This is a genomic window from Bacteroidota bacterium (assembly GCA_039111535.1).
Taxonomy (GTDB): Bacteria; Bacteroidota; Rhodothermia; order Rhodothermales; family JAHQVL01; genus JBCCIM01.
The window spans coordinates 1-21,577 of the sequence record JBCCIM010000059.1; the positions used below are offsets into that span (position 1 = coordinate 1).

14 protein-coding genes and 2 pseudogenes are annotated in these 21,577 nt (G+C 51.1%); 9 read left to right on the forward strand and 7 right to left on the reverse strand.

Features of this window, described 5'->3' with window-relative positions; all coding sequences use genetic code 11:
• Window positions 1-138, reverse strand: a pseudogene (locus AAF564_11205) (lipopolysaccharide assembly protein LapB).
• A gap of 14 nt (window positions 139-152) precedes the next feature.
• Between AAF564_11205 and AAF564_11210 the strand changes: the two are divergent.
• From AAF564_11210 to AAF564_11225, 4 genes and pseudogenes are all read left to right on the forward strand, one after another.
• Window positions 153-710, forward strand: a pseudogene (locus tag AAF564_11210) (PPK2 family polyphosphate kinase).
• A 111-nt stretch (window positions 711-821) separates the two neighbouring features.
• Window positions 822-2,801 carry an acetate--CoA ligase gene (gene acs / locus AAF564_11215; GenBank protein MEM8486109.1) on the forward strand — a complete coding sequence of 660 codons (1,980 nt, stop codon included), beginning with the start codon at window positions 822-824 and terminating at the stop codon, window positions 2,799-2,801.
• Window positions 2,802-2,810: 9 nt separating this feature from the next.
• Window positions 2,811-3,050: a DUF4212 domain-containing protein gene (locus AAF564_11220; protein MEM8486110.1), complete on the forward strand. Its 240-nt coding sequence runs from the start codon at window positions 2,811-2,813 to the stop codon at window positions 3,048-3,050.
• A 52-nt stretch (window positions 3,051-3,102) separates the two neighbouring features.
• Window positions 3,103-4,767 (forward strand): sodium:solute symporter family protein, encoded by a 1,665-nt coding sequence (locus tag AAF564_11225; protein ID MEM8486111.1) that lies wholly within the window; start codon window positions 3,103-3,105, stop codon window positions 4,765-4,767.
• Window positions 4,768-4,800: 33 nt separating this feature from the next.
• On the opposite strand, the gene AAF564_11230 is transcribed toward AAF564_11225, so the two are convergent.
• From AAF564_11230 to AAF564_11255, 6 genes are all read right to left on the reverse strand, one after another.
• Window positions 4,801-5,730: a BadF/BadG/BcrA/BcrD ATPase family protein gene (locus AAF564_11230; GenBank protein MEM8486112.1), complete on the reverse strand. Its 930-nt coding sequence runs from the start codon at window positions 5,728-5,730 to the stop codon at window positions 4,801-4,803.
• Entirely contained in the window at window positions 5,727-7,778 is a 2,052-nt protein-coding gene (locus AAF564_11235) for a penicillin acylase family protein (GenBank protein MEM8486113.1), read from the reverse strand. Before AAF564_11235 ends, AAF564_11230 begins: the two co-directional genes overlap by 4 nt.
• Window positions 7,779-7,833: 55 nt before the next feature.
• On the reverse strand, window positions 7,834-9,534 hold the full coding sequence (locus AAF564_11240; protein ID MEM8486114.1) for a PHP domain-containing protein: 1,701 nt from the start codon (window positions 9,532-9,534) through the stop codon (window positions 7,834-7,836).
• Between the two features lie 114 nt (window positions 9,535-9,648).
• Window positions 9,649-10,503: a hypothetical protein gene (locus AAF564_11245; protein ID MEM8486115.1), complete on the reverse strand. Its 855-nt coding sequence runs from the start codon at window positions 10,501-10,503 to the stop codon at window positions 9,649-9,651.
• A gap of 287 nt (window positions 10,504-10,790) precedes the next feature.
• A complete protein-coding gene (locus AAF564_11250; protein ID MEM8486116.1) occupies window positions 10,791-11,207 on the reverse strand; it encodes a S24 family peptidase in 417 nt (138 codons plus the stop codon).
• Between the two features lie 49 nt (window positions 11,208-11,256).
• Window positions 11,257-12,420 carry a nucleotidyltransferase family protein gene (locus AAF564_11255; protein ID MEM8486117.1) on the reverse strand — a complete coding sequence of 388 codons (1,164 nt, stop codon included), beginning with the start codon at window positions 12,418-12,420 and terminating at the stop codon, window positions 11,257-11,259.
• Between the two features lie 699 nt (window positions 12,421-13,119).
• Here AAF564_11255 and AAF564_11260 point away from each other — a divergent pair.
• The 5 genes from AAF564_11260 (at window position 13,120) to AAF564_11280 (ending at window position 21,410) form a co-directional block, all read left to right on the forward strand.
• Complete coding sequence (locus AAF564_11260; protein MEM8486118.1) at window positions 13,120-15,768, forward strand: PAS domain S-box protein; 2,649 nt, start codon at window positions 13,120-13,122, stop codon at window positions 15,766-15,768.
• Between the two features lie 229 nt (window positions 15,769-15,997).
• Complete coding sequence (locus tag AAF564_11265; protein ID MEM8486119.1) at window positions 15,998-16,690, forward strand: response regulator transcription factor; 693 nt, start codon at window positions 15,998-16,000, stop codon at window positions 16,688-16,690.
• An 863-nt stretch (window positions 16,691-17,553) separates the two neighbouring features.
• Window positions 17,554-18,261 carry a response regulator transcription factor gene (locus tag AAF564_11270; protein MEM8486120.1) on the forward strand — a complete coding sequence of 236 codons (708 nt, stop codon included), beginning with the start codon at window positions 17,554-17,556 and terminating at the stop codon, window positions 18,259-18,261.
• A 531-nt stretch (window positions 18,262-18,792) separates the two neighbouring features.
• Window positions 18,793-19,917, forward strand: a complete 1,125-nt coding sequence (locus tag AAF564_11275; GenBank protein ID MEM8486121.1) for a glycosyltransferase family 4 protein — start codon at window positions 18,793-18,795, stop codon at window positions 19,915-19,917.
• An 8-nt stretch (window positions 19,918-19,925) separates the two neighbouring features.
• Complete coding sequence (locus AAF564_11280) at window positions 19,926-21,410, forward strand: exopolysaccharide biosynthesis polyprenyl glycosylphosphotransferase (protein ID MEM8486122.1); 1,485 nt, start codon at window positions 19,926-19,928, stop codon at window positions 21,408-21,410.
• Window positions 21,411-21,577: the final 167 nt, after the last annotated feature.

The following is a 21,577-nucleotide window of genomic DNA, read 5'->3' on the forward strand; positions in this document are numbered from 1 at the left end:
CATTAACTGTAATAAAAAACTAAAGCCACGAATAGTGGGTTGACGTTTTAAACTATCAGTCAAAAATTCAAAGGCTTGTTCAGTGTGTCCTTGCTCAAGCAAGGCTTGGCAATGCTGTATTTTTATCATCACCCCACCCCAACCCGCAAGGTTGTGTAGTCTCCGGATTCAAGAAGCCTACCCCTGAAGAACTGGCGCATGATTTTCTGTGGCGTGTACACAAACGCACGCCCGGAAAAGGCATGATAGGCATTTTCAATCGATCCCACTACGAAGATGTGCTGATTGTACGTGTACACGGTTGGGCTTCACCTCAAACGATCAAGGCCCGCTACGACCACATCAACGCATTTGAAAAACTGTTATCGGATAATGGTACCCGCATCATCAAAGTGATGCTAAAGATTTCCAAGGATTACCAGTTGGGCCGGCTCAAGCGTCGGCTTGTACGGCCCGACAAACGGTGGAAGTTCAACCCAGGAGACCTTGACGAGCGTAAGTTGTGGGACAAATACATGGATGCGTATGAAGTTGCCCTGCGCAAATGTTCAACAGATGTGGCTCCCTGGTATGTAGTGCCGGCTGAAAATCGCACCTTCCGAAACGCCGTGATCACGCAGATGCTGGTTGATACGCTGGACGATATGAACCCGCAGTATCCCGAGCCAGATTTTAACCTGGCTGATTACCCGCCAGAGTCGCTTGTTTAAAAGTTTTATGCTTTGCTGGAAAATGCAAGGCCGGAGTAGTATTCTGAGATGCCCGGTGGAGAAGATCATCGGGCATCAGTAATCTTTAACTTGTTTATCAGGAAGTAGCAGATGTCTTCAAACGATCAACTCACCGCAGCCTATTCCGGCAGATCTGAGAAATATGATGCCCCCCAGGCCTACAAAGACAAAGCCTATTTTGGCTCGATGGAGGCTTATCAGGAGTTATACCAGCAGTCTATTGATGATCCCGAGGCATTCTGGGCCGAGCAGGCAAAGCGAATTGATTGGTTTGAACCATTCAACAAAGTAAAGGACGTATCCTATGCCAGTGATGATGTGCACATTCGCTGGTATGAAGGGGGCAAGCTCAATGCTTCGTACAACGCGCTTGACCGACATCTGGCTACCCGAGGAGATCAGGTTGCATTGATTTTTGAGCCTGATGATCCCGATGATGAAGTGCTCCACATTACGTATGCTGAGATGCATGCACATGTTTGCCGCTTTGCCAATGTGCTGAAGAAGCACGGCGTCAAGAAAGGGGACAGGGTTACCATCTACCTGCCGATGATCCCGGAAGCTGCTTATGCCATGCAGGCGTGCGCCCGGATTGGTGCGGTACACTCCGTAGTGTTTGCCGGCTTTTCGCCTGACTCACTTGCTGATCGTATCCTCGATTGCGACTCCACTGTGCTGATCACGGCCGACCAGGGCGTACGCGGTAAAAAGCTGGTGCCGCTCAAAGTAAATGCAGACGCCGCGCTAGAACGCTGTCCTGATGTCTCCCATGTGTTTGTTGTGCAACGTACGGGCAACGACATCAATTGGGTAGCTGGGCGCGACTACTGGTACCACGACGAAATCACAACTGTCGACGCCAATTGCGAACCCGAAGTGATGGATGCGGAAGACCCGTTGTTCATCCTGTATACGTCTGGTTCAACCGGCAAACCCAAAGGGGTTATGCATACCACGGGCGGGTACTGCGTTTATACGTCGCTTACCCATCAGTATGTGTTTGACTACCATGATGGCGATATATTCTGGTGCACAGCCGATGTCGGCTGGATTACCGGCCATTCCTACATTGTGTATGGCCCCTTATTTAATGGCGCAACCCAGGTGTTTTTTGAAGGTGTGCCAACGTACCCGGACGCCGGCCGTTTCTGGGACGCCGTAGATCGACACAAAGTAAATATTTTCTATACCGCCCCGACAGCCATTCGTGCCTTGATGAGTAAAGGGGATGAATTTGTAACCCGCTCAGACCGCTCCTCGCTGCGGCTACTGGGTACGGTAGGTGAGCCGATTAATCCCGAAGCCTGGCGCTGGTATTACGAAGTTGTCGGCAAAGGCGGCTGCCCGATTATTGATACGTGGTGGCAAACAGAAACCGGCGGCATCATGATTACGCCATTGCCTGGTGCTGTGCCGCAAAAGCCGGGTTCTGCCTGTCTGCCGTTTTTCGGTATTGCCCCTGAGATTCTCGACCAGGAGGGTAACATCCTTGAAGGAGCCACGCAGGGTGTACTTGCCATTCGCGACTCCTGGCCGGGGCAAATGCGGACGGTTTACAAAAACCATAAACGCTTTGTTGAAACCTACTTCTCGACCTTTGAAGGTAAGTACTTCACGGGCGACGGTTGCCGGCGCGATGAAGACGGCTACTACTGGATTACGGGCCGCGTAGACGATGTACTCAACGTATCGGGTCACCGCCTCGGCACCGCAGAAGTGGAGAGCGCGCTTGTGTCATACGATGACGTAGCTGAAGCAGCCGTTGTCGGCTTCCCGCACGACATCAAAGGGCAGGGCATCTACTGCTATGTGACCTTGAATGCCGGCACCAAAGCCACAGACGACCTCCGTGCTACCCTGATTGCACACGTACGTACGCAAATTGGTCCGATCGCCAAACCCGACTTTATCCAGTTTACCAATGCGCTGCCGAAAACGCGGTCTGGTAAAATTATGCGGCGTATCCTGAGAAAAATTGCGGCTAACGACCACGAAAACCTGGGAGACACCAGTACGCTTGCAGACCCCACCGTTGTGGAATCACTGGTTGATTCCCGTTTGAACCGATAGGTACCCCTGATGGACAAAAAACAATACTGGCAGAAGCAAATCCGGCGGACCGTTGGCCTGCTGATCATCTGGGCTGTAGTTGCCTTCGGATTTAGCATCCTTGGCGTTAACTATTTCAACCAGTTTGATTTCAACGGCATACCGTTCGGCTTTTGGATGGCGCAGCAAGGATCTATCATCATCTTTGTTTTGCTCATTCTGGCTTATACGCTGCTGAGTGAACGCGCTGATAAAGAAGCCGGTCTCTAGCTGCACCCACCCAAATACACCCCATCATCGTACACACACCTGAGTAGGTTTTATGGACATCCAAAGTTGGACATGGGTTACCGTTGGGGTGACCTTTTCTCTGTACCTGTATATCGGTTATCGAAGCCGCGTTGCTTCCACGAAGGGGTTTTATGTCGCCGGCCAGGGGGTTTCTGCTATTGCTAATGGTGCAGCCACGGCAGCTGACTGGATGAGTGCAGCGTCTTTCATCTCCATGGCGGGCCTCATTTCATTTATGGGATACGACGGCTCTGTGTACCTTTTGGGATGGACCGGGGGATACGTGTTGTTGGCCCTGTTGTTGGCGCCTTACCTCCGTAAATTTGGGCAATACACCGTCCCAGACTTTGTGGCTACCCGATTTTACTCGAAGGGTGCGCGTATTGTGGCGGCAGTTGCTGCGATGTTTGTGTCCTTTACCTATGTAGCCGGCCAAATGACTGGTGTGGGTGTTGCGTTTAGTCGGTTTTTGGAAGTGCCGCTGGCGATAGGCGTAATCATCGGGATGTGTATCGTAGCCTTTTTTGCTGTACTCGGTGGCATGAAAGGGATCACCTATACCCAGGTTGCGCAGTATTGTGTGCTGATTTTTGCGTATACGGTTCCTGCCATTGCCATTGCACTGCTGTTGACCAATAACCCGATCCCGCAGGTTGCCATTGGAGAAATTCTCCCTAAACTGAATGCGATTCAGACAGATCTTGGGTTATCGGCGTACAGTAGTCCGTTTGCTAATTTATCGATGCTCAATGTGGTGTGTATTGCGCTGTGTCTGATGGCGGGCACAGCGGGTTTGCCGCATGTGATTGTGCGGTTCTATACCGTGAAAAGCGTAAAAGCTGCCCGCTGGTCGGCTTTTTGGGCTTTATTGTTTATCGCCATCCTGTACACTACGGCGCCGGCTGTAGCCATGTTTGCGAAATACTATATCCTTGAACAGTATACCGCCCTTGGGCCGGACTTCCAGGATGTAGAGTGGGTCAAAAGCTGGGCGGCCACTGGCCTGATTACGTTCCCTGAGGGCGGGCCCACCAGTGCGCAAGAATTACTCGGGGGGATAAATCGAGATATCATTGTGCTTGCCACGCCGGAGATTGCCTCATTGCCGGCCTTTGTGGTTGCCCTCGTAGCTGCCGGCGGGTTAGCTGCAGCGCTTTCAACTGCTTCAGGGTTGTTGCTCGTGATTTCATCTTCGCTGGCACACGATATTTATGGCTCCATCATCAAACCAGATGCATCCGACAAACAAAAACTGCTGGTTGGTCGGTTGATGATTTTCCTGGCCGTTATTCTCGCCGGCATTCTTGGTATTTATCCACTTGGCTTTGTAGCAGAGGTAGTTGCATTTGCATTTGGACTCGCTGCAGCCTCGTTCTTCCCAATCATTGTCCTGGGTATCTTTTGGAAACGAGCCAACAAGCAGGGCGCCATTTGGGGCATGAGCCTGGGACTTGCGTTTACGTTTATTATGATTGTCCTGATGCGCGCGCAGAATGTAATTCCGGGCATGGAAGAGCCAATCATTGACTCTTTCCTCGGTATCAATGCACAGGGGATCGGGGTTGTGGGTATGCTGCTGAATTTTGCGGCGACCATCATCATATCCCTGATGACCAACGAACCACCGCAAGAGGTGCAGGATATGGTCGAAGAAATCCGTTACCCGAACGAAGCACCAGAAGCCGTCGATCACTAAGCATGTAAAACGGCAGGTATACGCTCAGGTTGGCTATATGAGCTTCATGGCTGCCTGTAATGCTGCCTGAGCAGGTGATACGGCTGGTTTGACAAAGAACATATCCGGATACCGGGTCTGGACGTGCGCTGTCAGGCATTTGCTGAACCAGGCATTTTTGACGAGGCCGCCTACAAAAGCCAAGCGCTGATCGATATCGGGATGCCTGTTGTACAACCATTCGAGGCGTTCAGTGAGCGAGGCGAGTTGCTCGTGGACGAGTTGGCCGGCAACCTCGTCGCCACGTTCTGCTGTGGCAAAGACCAGTGGGGCAATGTGTTGCAGGCTGGTTTGTGGGGCATATACAAAATCAATCAGTGCATCTGGTGAGGAAATGTCTTTGGCAGCCGCAAGGTCTTCAACCAATTGCGTGGCTGGCCCCCCATCCATTGCGTTAGCCACAGCAGCCAGTGCGGCTTGTCCTATGCGGTAGCCGCCGGCTTCATCTCCAATCAGTCGTCCCCAGCCGCCGGCACGCACAACTGACCCTTGGCGCGTCCGTGCCATTACGATAGAGCCCGTCCCAACAATGAAGAGGATGCCACTCTGCTCCTGATGTGCAGCAAGCAGCGCAAGGTCGGCATCTGTTACGATGGCAACGTGTGGATTGAAGGCTGCCAGGTGGCTGGTCAAGCCGTCTCTGAGGGTATGTTGATCTGCTGGGCGGCCTGCGCCGGATATGCCGGCATAGATTACAACGTCAGCATCCGGTGTTGGTGTGCCAAGGGCATCTATGACAATGTGGTGTAAAGCGGCAAGGGCTTGTGCCATCCCTTTTTGCTTCAGGTTGATGCCTGATCCTTCAACATAGCGGATTGTTGCGGGGAGGTCAGCGTCAGGCTGTGCTTTGGTTGGATGCACGGCCACAAGGGTTTTTGATCCACCGGCATCGATACCCACATACAAGGTGTGCCTACCCCTCATGATGCCGGCAGGATTTGCGTCTCATTATCAGTTTTCTCATTGGCATGTAATCTGAATTCCATGCTGGGCCGGTTCGAAATGAGATACCTTTCCAGGAATGACTTCGGGGTTACATTTTTGCGCCAGTACCATGCGTGTTTTTCTACTCGCGACGTTTCCCATGACTCCCATGCTGTTGAAACAGGACGGTTCTCTGCTGAAAGGAATGAGCCGGTACACAGGGTCGTTACATCTCCTTTACCCGGAAATATGAGCGGCGCGTAGTTGGTAACAGAAAGCGGTGTTTTGTCTGCGCTGTAAAGTGAGTCCGCAACCCATGCGGCGTAGAAGCGGCGCACCGGTTGTGCCTGTTCGAGGCGCCACTGACTCAGGTCTGGGCCAAACGCGGTATCCAGTGCATCAACAGTTTGCTGGAACGTGGTCCGCAATTGTGTTGTGTTGAGTGAATCGGCCAGGTTGAGGCGCGCCGGCGCCTGTGAGAATCCCAGTTGATCAAGCCATCCTTCAAAAATGGCAGCGCCAATACTGGAAGAAGCGTACGAGTAATCCCAGTTTCGGAGATATGTGATGGCATCCTGGTAGATGGGAGCCTGTAACTCGGGCGCATCCTTTATTTGCGCAAAAAAGCCTGGTGCATAGGCGGCAGCCCATGGATTGTGACATGCAGCCGGCCATATTTTAGGATTAAGCTGGGCCGGCAAGCTTGTGTAGAGAGAATCCATATGGGCAGCGATGTAGCCCATCCATTGCGTATTGCCCATCAGAATACCACCACTTGCCAGTGAATCTACACGCTGGGGACTGCCCAGGATGCGCATGTTGTTGTTTGCTTGCCACAAACCATCTCCGGTGAATAACTGGTATGCAGCCGGTGGCTTGTTTTGTAGCACCTGCCAGGATTCAAATACGTCAGTTTGTATACTGAATCCGGGCCAGTTGAGCGCATAGGTTGTCGAGTCGTTGGGTTTTGTGGGGGCAAGCGAAAGTAAGCCCGGGTAGTGGGTAAAGGTTGCAAGGAATTCGGTGCCGTCACGGTTGGTGATACGCTCGTGTGAGGTACTTGCCGGTAAACCTGGAGTTTGTGGCGTTATGGCAAGGGTGCTTCTTGGCAAGAAAGCCCATTTGGCAGGTGTGCTGTGCGATGCCAGGAGTAACAGTGAGCCAGGCAAGGTCACCAGCAGGCGATCTGGCTGGTTGTTGTATGCAAGGTTGATTTCCTGAAATATTGGGGTAGATGTAGCACCGTAAACCAGGCGTTGGTAGAAGAAACTGTTTCCTGATTCTTTTGGGCCGTCATCCCAGGATCCGGTAAAACTATACGCTAAATCATAAACCTGAAGAAACTCGTGAAGTGCCTGGTCCGCTGCAATAAGTTGGGCCCATGTTTCGGCTTGTGCGGTATCGAGCGCAGAGGTATCGATGTCCCAGTCTGTTGCCAGCCAGGCAAAAAGGCGTTCTACAACCAACCCATGCCATGGCGCCCAGGGGGCTGCATCTGCACCGAGGAAGGCAAAGTCGTCGTGCGCCATGAGCCGGCGTTTGCCAATTGCACGGTTTACGCCGTTTGCATAGGCACGCAGGCGTGCTTGATGCTCGGCGGGAAGGGCTTCATAGGTGCTTTCCGCCTGAGCGGCGAAACGAAGCTGCTTGTTAAATCGGTCGAGACTTAAGAGACTGGCGCCGAACCAGGCAGACAACTCTCCCATGGCTGTTTGCCGCCATAACATCATTTGCCACGGATTTTGGATTGCGTGAGCATATCCCATAGCTGCGGCAGTAGCATCCAGGTTGTCTGTTGTAATCTTGGAGAGGCCGCTTTGCCGCCAACTGATGGTAGCCGGCGAACGGATGCCCTGCACAGCCACCGATTGTGGGGGAGGAGCGCCAAAGCCAAAAGACAAGTACCAGAAGAGGCCGCCACAAGCGCCAACAGTGAGCAAAGTTAGTACGACAATCGTTGCCACATAAGACCATGAGATCGAAACGGATCTTTTACGACCACGCCGCGAGCCGGGTAATGAGAAAAAGAAATTTGGCGTACGATCCATAGTCGTTTCTTTGCTCCGAAATCCGATTGGTCCCGAGGCCGGTTCGGTAAAAAGCCTAGGCCGGCCGCTTGGCTTTTTGCGCGGCAAGCCACGTTTCAAAATCTGCCAGTGGCATGGCATTCAGGCACTGGTCCGTTGTCAGCCACCCTTTGCGGGCGACTTCTGTGCCCCAGTGCATGTCGTGTAATCCATCCATGGCATGCGCATCCGGATTGATTGAAATCAATATACCCATTTGCGTGGCTTTTCGTATATATCGCCAGTCGAGATCCAGGCGATAGGGACTGGCGTTCAATTCGATTGCAACATTGTTACGTGCACAGGCCTCAAGGATAACATCATAGTCGAGGCTGTATCCTTCACGAACCAGCAAAATGCGGCCTGTTGGATGCCCAAGAATTGATGTGTAAGGATTTTCCACCGCTTTCAAAACGCGTGCAGTGGCTTCGTCTTCGGGCATGTTGAGCCGCGTATGCACACTTGCCACGATAAAGTCAAAGCTGGCCAGTACGTCGTCTGTGTAGTCTAGCGCTCCGTCGTTCAGGATATCGCTTTCTATCCCACTGAAGATTTTAAAGGGACGCTCTTTTTCAGTTACGTACTGTGCATTGAGCCGGCCAATTTCTTCCTGTTGTTCCGCCACGCGTTCGGCTGCGAGTCCATGTGCTACAACAAGAGATTGGCTGTGGTCGCATATACCAAAATAGGAGAGACCCATATCATAAGCCCGATCAGCCATTTGCTGCAACGTATGGGCGCCATCACTGTAGGTTGAGTGATTGTGCAGCGTGCCATTTAGCTCATCCGCAATAATTAACGCCGGCAATGTCTTATTGGCAGCAGCTTCAAGTTCTCCTTCACCTTCGCGGAGTTCAGGCGGAATAAAAGCCAGGCCGGCTGCCTCGTAAATGGAGTTTTCTGTGGCACCGCTGGCAGGACTGCCATGCTGCGCCATGAATGCTTTTACGTGGTTGTCATTGCCCGTTTGCTCCCAGAGGGCTGTACCATATGCCTCTGTATCTACCAGCAATACCCGGCATGGAATACCATCAGCCACGGTCGCAGAAAGGGCATTGGCGGATGCATCGTGAGTTGCCGGGGCGTCTAGCCAGGGCGTTAGGGCTTCGCCAACAACCGTGGCGTCATCCGAGGCTACCACGAGGATGACTTCGCCAACAGTTTCCATTTTACGCCGGATTTCTCCTGCAAAAGCCGCATCGGACACCGCCGGTAAGGCTTTTAGCATATCGGGTACAGTCTCGATCAGGCGATACAAGTCTGCATACCTCCGCCGCGTAACATACTTTTTGAGCAGTTGAATATTGGCCAGCACGTTTGCCTGGGTTTTTTCTGCAAACCCATCCACGGTGGCCAGTTGGCCCGTGGTTGCCATTTCCTCAAGCTCTTTGATGGTTGTGACACCAAGTTTCTGCCAGAGGGTACGGACTTTTTTTGCGCCGAGGCCTTTGATCCGCAAGATTTCCATGAGGCCGGCCGGGATCGCGCCAATAAGGTCTTCGCGGGCTTGAAACGTCCCGGTTGCAATAATTTCATTAATCTGATCTGCCAGCCCGTCGCCAATACCGCGAATTGATTTCAGGTTGCCGGCTTCAGCGAGTTGCACAACGGTTTCTTCGGCGCGTTCTATGTTTCGCGCAGCGTTCGCCATAGCTCTTGATCGATAGGGATTACCGCCCGTCAAATCGATCATGGCAGCCGTGTTTTTTAGAATTTTCCCGATGTCCTTGTTCGTCATGCGCAGATCACAATGGTTGATGCCCGAGGAATGCAAGATACAATCGTATACCTACTATTTTGATCCGTGTAACGGTGACTTCTGAAGAGGGGAGTAGGCCGCTTGTTTCGGCTGTTAGCGGGCATCAAAGCAGGCTTCGACGAGGGTTTCATAAATGGCTGATGCGCGTTTTCTGCCATCCTCGTGCAGTCGCGCAAAATGCTCGAGCATAATGCCGGCATTAATCTCCAGTACCTGGTAGCCTGCAGCCGAGTTAATAATATCTACAGCGCCAACTTGCAGGTTGCCTGCATGCATGGCTGCCGCTGCGAGGGGTGCGAGGATTTTGATTGTCTCGGGTGGAATTAGCTTTGGTATTGAACCCCGGCCCAGGTTATGTTGCCAATGGTGTCTCGGGTCTTTTCTTCGGGTTGTTGGGCGGATTTTCTCGTAAGCAAGCAATACTTCGCCTCGTAGCATAACAAGCCGGTATTCCTGCTGGATGTCTATGTAAGGCGAAAGGGCCAGGGCACGTTGGGTGGTGAAAATGATGTCTGCCGCCTTGTCTAGTTCAGGCATGCTATCGACGCGGAAGACAAGGTTGCCGCCCGAGCCCTGATTGGCCTTGCATACAAGAGGATAGGTAACAGCAGAAGCCATGCGGTGCAACTGTTCGTTTCGCAAGTCTGCACAGGCATCGGGGGCTGCGGTGAGTACCGTTGGGGAAAGTACCAGATGATGGGGCACGTGCGGAATACCTTTTGTATCCAGGAGTGCGCTCATACCGGCCTTGTCATTGGCCACAGCGGTTGCACTCGCGCTATTCAGATCAAACGTATACCCATACACCAGTGTACGCGCTAAGGGTCTTGAGAGCTCAATAATCCATCCATCTGCGTGTAACGTGCAGTTGAGTGCTTTGGCGGCTGCTATAGCTTGCAGTGCCTGGACGATAAACCGCTCGCGAGTTGACGCAAAAGGAGCAGGCATGTCGTGTGTTTCCTGATTGACTGACGGGTGATGTCAGCAAGGTACAACGCTATGGTGGTGTTGTAAAGCTGTTGTAGCTGTAGTGTGTATAATTATGTTAAGTAAGTGTTAATACTAATTTAATTAGACGAAAGGCTTGTTTGTATTAAAATAATTAGGTATCATTCTAGTGTTTCATGATAAGAACAACACCTCCTGCTGGGTGAGACGGGCCGTGTCTGGTGGATGCACGGCTCGTCTTTTTTGTTTTAGGCTGTACTGATCCAGCAGGATCAAGATACAAATTTCTAATGTGAGCGGAAAAGGATATCTGGACCGCCGGCCATGTGTAGGCTGTGGCCTCTCACCTCAATTGAAGGGCTCGTTTCTTCTACTTCAAATGGTGCATAACGCTCGTTTATGCTGGTAACACGCAGCCGGCCGCCAGGCAGACGTTGTACTTGCTTTACCATTTCGCAGCCATCGAGCATAATTACATAGACCCCGTCATAAAAAACGTGATCCGTAGGGATGTAATGGTAGACTTCGCCGGGGCAGAATTCCGGTACCATGCTGTCGCCTAGTACGGTGATTGTATGGTCTACGCGGTGTGCCAGTGCGGATGTTGACTTTCTTCTCAATTCCATTTCGAGATCTATCGCGGATAAAAATGCAGTGATGAATGTAGGGAAATCTTTTGCCTGCGGGGGGGAGGTTAAGCGCATGCTTCATAGTGCTTTTGGGGTAATTGCACTACAGCCTTGCTATTCCTGGTTACCTGTTGCGGTGAACGATCATCCTGATGGGTTTGATAAGGACGTACAGGAACTCAAGGTATCGGGGCAAAGCGACAAAAGCTTTATCTTTGGTTGAAGGGCTAGTCCAAAGTTGGAATAGGTGTTTGTAATAAGGCAGTCGGTCGATAAAACGTTCCTGCATGTTTAGATGAAACGTAACTGGGTTAATGGTATGCATCCCGTCTGGTGAGTGAGCAAAATAGGATGCGACCACATCAGCTGAGAGCGTTGCAACTTGTTCGTCTTTCAATACAAGCCGGCGTATGTGGTCGGGAAGGGGCGCAGCAAGTAACGCATGCGCGAGGCGTAAACCGGTAAGCAGCATGCGGGTGCCGCGGCTGGCGTGCGCAATTTGTAGTACTTGTGTCCAGAATGCTTCATCCTGGTGTTTTGCAACAAGCTCGGCTACATCACAAACCCACCGAAGCCGTGCCCAGAGGCTTTTCGATCCGTGGGCGCATAGATAAACGAGGAGGTGTGCCGGTGAGAAAACTTCAACGGTATCGCCGGCCAGATCCAGTTGTACCCGTTCCTTCCACACTACTGCTTCAGAGAGGCGAAACGAATGCACGGCGTTTAAAAAAGACCAGTGGACCTCGACGACACTGCGCTCATCCTTGCTTACAAATTCAAAGCCCATCTGTGTGGCAAGGAAGCGCGCTTCTTCTTCAGCCGAGAATTCCCGATAAGGTTTATAGCCGCGCTGCAGGAGCAAGGCTTTGATCGGCGTGAAATCTTTTCTGTGAATCAGGATGTCGAGGTCGCCAAAAGGACGCAGTCCGACGTTTTCATAGAGGTATTGTCCGAGGGCAGGCCCTTTGAATGGCATGGCTTCGAGGCCCGCGCCAGAAATGTCGGCAAGCAGGCCTGTCAGTTCTTTTGTCTGAAAGAGATTGGCTACGCCAAGGTTGCCGGCGTGTGCTTTGATTTTGGCAGCCGCTTGCTCTGGCACTTCAATTTGCGGGTTGCTGCGAAGAAAGAAATACAGCAGGGGCGTAATGCGGTGGTGGTCAGCAAGGGCGTAGACATACATCCAGTCGAGGCTGGCGTCTTCGAAGGTGTCGTTGACCTTTGTTTGGTACCCCTGGGTTTTTGCACATGCCAGGAGAAGGCGATGTTCGGCGCGTTTTGGCTGAAACATAGAAGATTTGCTGTAGCTAGGGGGCTGGGGCACGCTATTGCCCGGAAATCTGCATGCCCTAGTTACTCATTCCATTGCAAGAAGTTGGCTGATACAACAGATGTAATACAGTTTGGATCGAAAGAGCACACACCTGTGACATTTAAAACCCAAATCGACTGTTAAATACGTCGGTCCAGAAACTCCTCGTAGGATGCGGATGCTGCTGCATTGGTTGATCTACTGTATGTGAGGCGAAAGAAATATTGATAACTTAATTAATGGTTATCGTCTCACAATGAGATATGAAATCAGCCAAAACACGTGATCTGAACCTGCGTGGATGGACGCACTGGCGCTATCCAGATAACCACAGCTAACAACTGATTTAAAAATAGATTCGATATTTATGAACAGATTGTGGTATAAATATCTGTATACATAACAGCTGTAGCAGGGTGCAGCCATCCGATGTTTTGCATCGGATGGCTGAATGCCTGTTGTAGCTTCCACACACATTACCTGCTATACAATCAAGCCGAATGCTCCCCGGATAATAAATGGCACAGGCTTTGATTCGATTGGCGGCCAAGTAAGTGAAAAGAAAATACCCGTTTCCAGAAGGTGCGGGTGTGATGCCTTTCAACCTGCCTGCCAATCTGAACTCAAAGGTTGTTCTGTTGCTGAAAGTCTATTATTCATTCAACCTCCGAGGCTGATTTGGCTTTACATTCGGGATTCGAAACCGGTCAATGGCAGCCGGACGTGCAGCAACGGCTATTGAGTCGGCGCGAGCGTCGGTTTGTGCAACTCCTCTTTGGGGTAGCTGCTGCCAAGCGCCAGTTTTACCGAAACAGCGAAAGTAGCACCTCTTTCAGAGACGTGCTTCAGTCGCTTGGTAAAACGCTAGATGTTGACCGCGTTTTCCTGGCGCGGCACGTGCATGGTCGACCGGGTTCTTTTGTTCAACATCGAATCCGAATGCTGCATACCTGGAAATCTCTCAGGTTTCGGCAAAAGAACATAACTACAGAAACGGCAAATCCTGTCCGCAAACGTTACGCCTCCTGGTACCTCCAGTTGTCGCAGGGCATCCCTGTTGGCGGTGTTCGTCACCCGTTTGATACGCAAGCTGCTGACGCTTTTAAGCAGTTGGGCGTAAAGTTTGCGCTATTACTGCCGATCATGATTAATGAGACCTATTGGGGCGTCCTGGGACTGGAAGCTACTGATTCCCGTCGCGATTGGTCATTTCATGACGAGACAGCATTACAAAGGATTGCTATGGAATTGGGAAGCATAATAGCCCAAAGCGATTTACACATGGCCGCAACGGATACAGAAGACATTGCCATTCCGAAAGACGCATTACAGCGGCTCGAGCTTGAGTCGACGATCCTGGCGCAGGTGAGCGAGGCGATTGTTGCAACGGATTTGTCTGGCCGGCTTGTGTTCTTCAATGCGGGAGCAGAAATCATCTTTGGCCTCACATCTGATGAAGTCATTGGGCAACATATTTCAGCCCTCACCCGCAACAAGTCTCTGCAATTTGCAACCGATCCCAATATCCTCGCGGCCATCAGTGAGCGGGGAACGTGGTCGGGACGCGATGCGCTGGTATTGAAAGATTGGCGCACCCGAGAGGTAACGCTAACCATTACCCCGCTCCGCGAAAACCATACAGAAGTCGGTTATATCGGTGTCTACCGTGATGTATTACGCGATGTAACGGTCAATCGGCAGCAGGAGCTCCGGATTGAACACCGGCTCCGCGTTGAAAGCGCGCTTGTAGAGGCTTCCCAGAAACTCGTATCAGACGAGTTGATCGATTTTGAGAAGTTGCTGGGCCTGATGGGGGAAGCGGTAGGCGCAGAAACTGTCTATTTTGTTGAAATCCCTTCAGATAAACTGCTTCTGCAAGAAGTACCGGTGGATGAACACGGCGTGATGCTGCCCCGCGTATGGAAACGCAAAGTAGAAGCATCTGACGAAAACATATTTATTGATCTTGGGCCGGGTGTCGACAGCACGGTGCAGCGCCTTGTGTGCAAATGGAACGGCAAAAAGTTGTCTCGCACCCTTTCTGCCGGCGAACAGACCACGCTTGCTGTCCCCGTACTCTCGCCGCAAGGCAAATTGCATGGATACCTCGGCGTGGAATATGGCGGACGCCCGCCTGAATGGCAGGAAGCTGACAGCCGGGTACTAAGTGTATTGGGTGATTTACTTTCTACCTACTTCGAGCGCCAGATATCTGAAAAAGCGCTGCGGGATAGCGAAGAGCGGTATCGAACATTTGTTGACACGACATCTGAAGCGATCTGGCGTATTGAGCTGGAAGAAGGCGTGGATGTATCGGTGTCGCAAGACGAGCAGGTTCGCATTATAGCTGCACGAGGAAGTCTTGCTGAGTGCAATTCTGTAATGGCTGCCTTGTTGGGCACAGCCTCACATGAAAGGCTGGAGGGGAAACCCATGAGCCGGGTGATGCCACATCTCGAAATTGGTGTCATCCAGGAGTTTGTACGCTCGGGATACCGGTTGCTTAACCATGAATACGCGGCTTCAACCGACGAGCAGGCTGTTCGGCATTTTGTGATTAATGCGGTAGGCACTATCGATGAAAACAAGCTGGTCCGTATCTGGGGCAGTTGTATCGAAGTAACGGAGCGTATCCGGCTTGAGCAGCAGATGGTAGAGACGCTTGAAGAGCAGCAGCAGACCATTGGGCGAGACCTGCACGACGGGGTTGGCCAGTTGCTTACTGGTGTTCGAATGTTGAGCCAGAATTTGGCAGAGAAATTAAAAGATGAAGGAGACAGCTATGGGCAGGCCAAAAAAGTCGCAGACTTTGCCGGCCAGGCCTCACAGCGGGTGCGCGAGATTTATCGTGGCCTGACGCCTACGCAGCTGTTCTACGAAGGATTGGCAACCGCATTAAACGAGCTTGCTCACAATACCAATGCGCTTCCCGGTGTCACATGCCAGTACGTTACCGATGGCATGATCGACGTATGGGAGCGCGACACGAAAATGCATTTGTATCGCATTGTTCAGGAAGCAACCAACAATGCGCTCAAACACGCTGAGGCAACAGAGATCACCATTTCAATGGATCTCAGTGACAATGTTATTGTGCTCCAGGTGTCCGATAACGGGAAAGGATTCGATCCGTCTATTCGCACAGGCAAATCGCTTGGGCTGAATAGTATGGCTTATCGCGCCAGAACCATAAAAGGTGGCTTCGAAATTAAGTCAGAGAAAGGGGCCGGAACGATAGTACGGTGTACCTTACAAGAAAATAAAATAAGACAAGAATTAACCCAGATTGTACACAAGGAGGACGTGGCTAAAAACGGTGCATCTTAAAGATGCATAGATAGCTCCGATACTAACCCACGATGGCTGATTGCAGTCTGCAGGTACTTGCACAACCGATACCGGTTTACCGGCAGTTTAACATCAAACATCGGTCGAAGAGCTGGGCCACGAATAATTATTGATTCGTTCTAAAAATAATTCGTGAGGCTAACAGTTCGCGTGCAACGCGACAATTAGAGGTAATTTGATGTACTCTCCTGATAGCAATATACAAACTATGGATACTAATAAGGCTTCATTAAGTCGAATCCGCGTGGTAGTAGTAGATGATCACCCAGCAATTCGTGAAGCTATTGCGGATATTATCACAGATAAAATGGGCATTGAACTGGTGGGCCAGGCCAGTACTGCTGACGAAGCATTTCAACTGGTTGAAAAACTCCAGCCTGACGTTGCTGTAATCGACATTTCTCTTGAAGATGCGCACGGGTTGGACCTGGTACAGAATATCAAGGCACAGTATGCGAATGTGCAGGTGGTTGTATTTTCGATGTACGACGAGAGCGTGTACGCAGAACGTGCTATTCGCGCCGGCGCATCGGGCTACCTGATGAAGAGCGAGCCTACGCAGAGCGTTGTCGAAGCGATTCGCAGCGTGATGCAAGGTGAAGTATACCTGAGCCGCCGCATGGCCTCGCGCATGCTCAGCAAAATTGCCACCGGCCGGTCTTCTAGCCCGGGCTTTGCTATCGATCAGTTGACCGATCGCGAAATGGCAGTATTTCAAATGTTGGGCGAAGGGTATAGCGTCCAGGAAATTACGCAGCGCCTGAACCTCAGCCGTAAAACGGTTGAAACGTATCGTCGCCGCGTTAAAGAGAAGCTGGACTTTGATACGGTAGCTGAATTGCTACAGTACGCTGTACAGTGGCGCTACGGACAGGGAGATATCCCTGGAAGCCCTGCGTAAACAGTAGGATATAAAGCCCTAGAGGCGAAGGGTGTGGATTTTTGCCGGCCGAAGTGCATCAATGCTTGCTGATGCGGCCCGCAAAAATCCACGCCTTTTTTTGTTTAGTGTCGAGCGCTTTTTTGGGTGCCATTTACAAAAAGTCTCCTCTCGAGAGGAGACAGGTCGGCGCAGCCGGCCAGAGGTGTGTCTCGCGCCCGCCCTACGCCATTTGCCATATTTTCAGAGATGAAAGAGGGCTCTGTAAAACACATGCGAGGAGACTGCAAGTTAAATACCGAACACCGAACAAGTAACGCCGAATGTTGAAGAGATTACCCTGTATTCGGCGATCAACTTCCCCTCGCCCCACAGGGTGTCATCCGTTTGGCGCATAGCGATCCCCCATACTTTAGCACATTTATATGCGCTAAAACTACATACGACCTTTCCACCAAAAGTCGCGCCTTTCCTTGTCCTGATCGAATAATTTGACACATGCCTCGGATCTGGCAACGTTCACATGTCCCAAAACGGGCGTTGATCCCCCATCAGATCTAATATCCTGTACACGGTACATCCGTTTGTATCAACCAGCTACACCAACGGGTTCACAATGCGAAAACGCATGCCCGGACAAGAGCTGACAGGACGATGCCTGGTTCTCTACTGCAAAAAACCGGGCGGCTATTTTTTCGATTCCTCTCCAGGATCAGGGAATCTCCGTAATCGAGTAAAAATCTGGTCGTTTCCGCCTTGTCGATGGGCAGGCACCCGGTTTCGCACATTTTCTTGTGAGATCATGTTGCGCCGCGTAGCTGCTAAGCGTCGAGCTCTGATGCGACCGTGTCAGGAGTGTGAGTGTGAATACTACTTTCGGATCAATGGCCCCCCCGCAAACCAATAGCATTTTCTCGCGCCAGATCCGGGTCATCGTTGTTGATGATCATCCGGCCATAAGGGAAGCACTGGCTTTTACCATTCGAGACAAAATCGACATGGAACTCTGTGGGCAGGCAAGCTCAGCAGCAGAAGCACTTGGGATGATACCCGACGCGCACCCGGATGTAGCGATTGTCGATATCTCTTTAAAAGATGCCCACGGGCTCGATCTTGTACAAACCATCCGGGCGCAGCACCCAAGCGTCCAGGTGTTGATATATTCGATGTACGATGAACTTGCCTATGCTGAGCGTGCCATTCATGTCGGTGCCCTGGGATACCTTGCCAAAAGTGAACCTACGCGGCACATTGTCGAAGCCATTCGCAGTGTTATGCGAGGAGAGGTCTACTTGAGCCGGCGCATGACGTCGCGTATCCTTGGCAAAGTGGTGAAGGAGCAGCAAAATGGCTTCATTGTTGGTAAGCTTACTGATCGTGAGATGGCCATTTTTCGGAAGCTGGGGGAGGGGGCTGATATCAAGATGATCGCCAAGGATTTGAACCTGAGTCGCAAGACGGTTGAAACGTACCGCCGGCGCGTCAAAGAGAAGCTTGGCCTCGACTCTGTTTCAGCGCTCATGCAGTATGCAATTCAGTGGATGCATGGCCAGCAACAACAGCAAAAAGTGACGGCTTCTACGCTGCACTAACCAGGTGATAGTCAGGGTGTTGCCGTAGCGATATGCAGGTCCGTGGCGCAAAGTGGTGGCGCGTGAACAGTGTCGCTTTTGGCGCACGGAAAGGCCCATATTGTATCCATAAGGGCCTGTTTTAATGTCCAGATCCTTGCGCTGTCAGCTCGACACTTCCGTAAATTTGATATAGCTGCAAAACGCACAAATCAGCCGGAAAACGCATCACATCACTTTTCAGGCGCCTTTTGTGTGACACCTGCTACCGCAGCATCTTTTCGCCATGTTAAAAGAGCACATTTTTGTGACACACTCAGTATAGATTCGAGACTGAAATCAACAGTTGATGTCCGAACTTTGCAGAGATGAATTGCGCGTATACAGAACGCTGGAGCGTGGCACAAAATTCAACTTTTTTGTCTTTCAAGTGACATTTTTTCCGACTGTCTAAGGCCCATGTACAGCGACGTTAGTCTTATCAATGTACCAGAAGCGGTTAAGCCAGCGCTGCAGCCCTTGGAGGCAGGCGGTAATGTCCTTCCCAAGCACCTGAGTACTGCAATAGTGCACGACTGGCTTCCAGTCTACGCTGGTGCTGAGCGGGTGCTTGAGCAGATGATAAACGTCATCCCTCAAAGTGAGATATACAGTCTGATTGATTTTCTGCCGGATGACCAGCGCGCATTTCTTCAGGGCAAATCTGTTAACACTTCGTTTATTCAACGGCTGCCTTTTGCCCGGTCCAAGTATAGAAATTATCTGCCGTTTGTACCGTTTGCAACTGAACAATTCAACCTCACCGAATACGATGTGGTTGTTTCTTCGAGTTACGTTGCAGCAAAGGGCGTGTTGACAACCGCAGATCAGATGCATGTCAGTTATGTGCATAGTCCAGTGCGTTACGCCTGGGATTTGCATTTCCAGTACTTGAAAGAAGGCGGACTGGAAAAGGGTTTGAAAGGACTTCTTGCAAAAATTATTCTGCATTACATGCGGATCTACGACGTGTCTTGCTCGAACAGGGTAGATGCTTACATCGCCAACTCACGCACGGTGGCACGTCGTATTTGGAAGACATATCGGCGTCGGGCGGAGGTGGTATATCCGCCTGTAGATACCGATGCTTTCTCACTCTGTGAGGACAAAGAAGATTTCTATGTGACGGCATCACGCCTGGTGCCCTACAAGAAGATAGACCTGGTGGTTGAAGCTTTTGCTGAAATGCCAGGCAAAAAGCTGGTCGTCATTGGCGACGGGCCAGACTATGACAAAATTGCAGCCAAAGCCACGCCAAATGTCGAGATGCTTGGGTATCAACCTTTTGATGAACTCAAGCGCTACATGCGGTGCGCAAAAGCATTTGTTTTTGCGGCAGAAGAGGATTTTGGCATTGTCCCCGTTGAGGCGCAGGCCTGTGGGACACCCTGTGTTGCCTTTGGTAAAGGTGGCGCTACTGAAACGATTCTCCCCGGAGAGACTGGGATTTTCTTTTTCGAGCAAACTACAGCGAGCTTGAAAGAGGCTGTTCAGACTCTAGAAAACACATACAGTAAACTAAGCCATACCCGCATTCGGGAAAACGCGCTCCGCTTTTCGGTGGCGTGTTTTCAAGAAAAGTTTGAGGATGCAGTGGCAAGGGCTTATTCCGAGTTTTCGTCAGCAGATAGCAACTAGAAAGTTACGTGAAAGTGTACGTTGAAGATATACTAGCTGCTCCCATTGCCTCCGCTTCGGTGACGGATACCAAGACGACCCGTCGGTCGGTCTTGAACAACAAGAAATTGTCGACCCGCAAGCGTCTGACCCAGGCTACGCTTGTATTTTCAGATATCGTCGCACTCTGTACGGTAATCAACATCCTGATCATCAGTAGCATGGTGTTAGGGTTGCAATTGCCAGCAGTAAGCGCCGTTATCTACGCGTTTTCTCTTTTTCCTCTGGCATACATGAGTTTTGGCCTCTATCGGCCAGTACTTATTCGCCCGGAACGGGAGATTTTGTCGCTTTGTAAAGCGAACCTTGCGGTCATCGCCGGCCTATCGGTACCTGTGTTGTTTGTGCCTCAGTTTCGGGTGCATATGGTATTGTGGCTTGGCATAGCGGGTCCTTTGCTCATTCTGATTGTGCCCTTCTTTCGGGTACTCGCGCGTATCATGTATGCCCGCGCCAACTGGTGGGGACAGGCTGCGTTTGTCATTGGCAATGGGCAGGAGGGGCTTGAAGCCTTGACGACTTTGCAGCGCGCACCTGAGCTTGGCCTCAAAGCAGCAGCAATTTTGCAAGACGATCTACAGCTCACGCACAGAATTGGTGTGCCGGCTTTTTCAAGCCTGAAACTGTACCACTCGCTTGCCAAAACACATCAGATTGACAACGTTGTTGTGGCACTGGATCCTGATGAGGAGGCAAGTTTCCTGCAGGGACACGCTGAGCGGCCTGTATTCAAAAATATTTATGTCACCCGTCGCAGCGAGGAAGGACAGCTCTATATCAAAGGGTTGACGGGTAACAAAGCTGCGGGCTTCAACCTGGCTGGCAACAGCTTCTGGTTTATGACGCAGGCTGTCCTGAAGCGGACAGCAGACTTTATCGGTGCATTTGTGGGGCTTATCCTGCTTGCACCTCTTTTTGCATCAATTATTCTGCTCAACAAGCTGACCTCTCGTGGTCCTGTGTTTTTTATGCAGGAGCGGATGGGTAAAGATGGCCGGCTGTTCAATGTGTACAAGTTCAGAACAATGCATGTGGACGCTGAAGCAAAGTTGCAGCAAATCCTCGATACGGATCCCGTCCGTCGCCAGGAATATGAGATTTTTCACAAGTTGAGAGATGACCCGCGTATCACCCCAATCGGACGCGTGTTACGCCGGTACAGCCTTGACGAATTTCCGCAGTTGATTAATGTGTTGGTTGGAGAAATGAGTCTGGTTGGCCCACGAGCCTACCTCCCAAGAGAATTACCGAAAATGAGAGGACTTGAGAAAGAAGTTCTCAAAAGCGCCCCCGGCTTGACCGGATTGTGGCAGGTCTCTGGTAGAAATCAACTCAGTTTCGATGAGCGTGTTACGATCGACGTTGATTATCAGAAGTCCAGCTCACTTTCCCTTGACTACTACATTCTTCTCAAGACCATTCCTGTTGTTCTAACAGGAAATGGGGCCGGCTAGGCCTCCTGGTGAATCTGAGTAGCCTGTGCTTCAGGGCGAAACCCAATACATGACTTTTTAAACCATTAAGTGGTGCTTTAATGCAAAGTTGACCCGTTGCAACGATAAACTTGCTGGATAAACGCTGTTGTTTGAGGCCTGTTAACAGGTTAAAGCTTTGGCAACCT

What these genes read in the sequence shown, in the direction of transcription:
- AAF564_11230 (MEM8486112.1), bottom strand. Translation starts at nt 5,730, where the DNA reads ATGAGGGGTAGGCACACCTTGTATGTGGGTATCGATGCCGGTGGATCA.
- AAF564_11240 (MEM8486114.1), bottom strand. Translation starts at nt 9,534, where the DNA reads ATGACGAACAAGGACATCGGGAAAATTCTAAAAAACACGGCTGCCATG.
- AAF564_11245 (MEM8486115.1), bottom strand. Translation starts at nt 10,503, where the DNA reads ATGCCTGCTCCTTTTGCGTCAACTCGCGAGCGGTTTATCGTCCAGGCA.
- AAF564_11225 (MEM8486111.1), top strand. Translation starts at nt 3,103, where the DNA reads ATGGACATCCAAAGTTGGACATGGGTTACCGTTGGGGTGACCTTTTCT.
- acs (MEM8486109.1), top strand. Translation starts at nt 822, where the DNA reads ATGTCTTCAAACGATCAACTCACCGCAGCCTATTCCGGCAGATCTGAG.
- AAF564_11235 (MEM8486113.1), bottom strand. Translation starts at nt 7,778, where the DNA reads ATGGATCGTACGCCAAATTTCTTTTTCTCATTACCCGGCTCGCGGCGT.
- AAF564_11270 (MEM8486120.1), top strand. Translation starts at nt 17,554, where the DNA reads ATGGCCCCCCCGCAAACCAATAGCATTTTCTCGCGCCAGATCCGGGTC.
- AAF564_11250 (MEM8486116.1), bottom strand. Translation starts at nt 11,207, where the DNA reads ATGCGCTTAACCTCCCCCCCGCAGGCAAAAGATTTCCCTACATTCATC.
- AAF564_11220 (MEM8486110.1), top strand. Translation starts at nt 2,811, where the DNA reads ATGGACAAAAAACAATACTGGCAGAAGCAAATCCGGCGGACCGTTGGC.
- AAF564_11255 (MEM8486117.1), bottom strand. Translation starts at nt 12,420, where the DNA reads ATGTTTCAGCCAAAACGCGCCGAACATCGCCTTCTCCTGGCATGTGCA.
- AAF564_11265 (MEM8486119.1), top strand. Translation starts at nt 15,998, where the DNA reads ATGGATACTAATAAGGCTTCATTAAGTCGAATCCGCGTGGTAGTAGTA.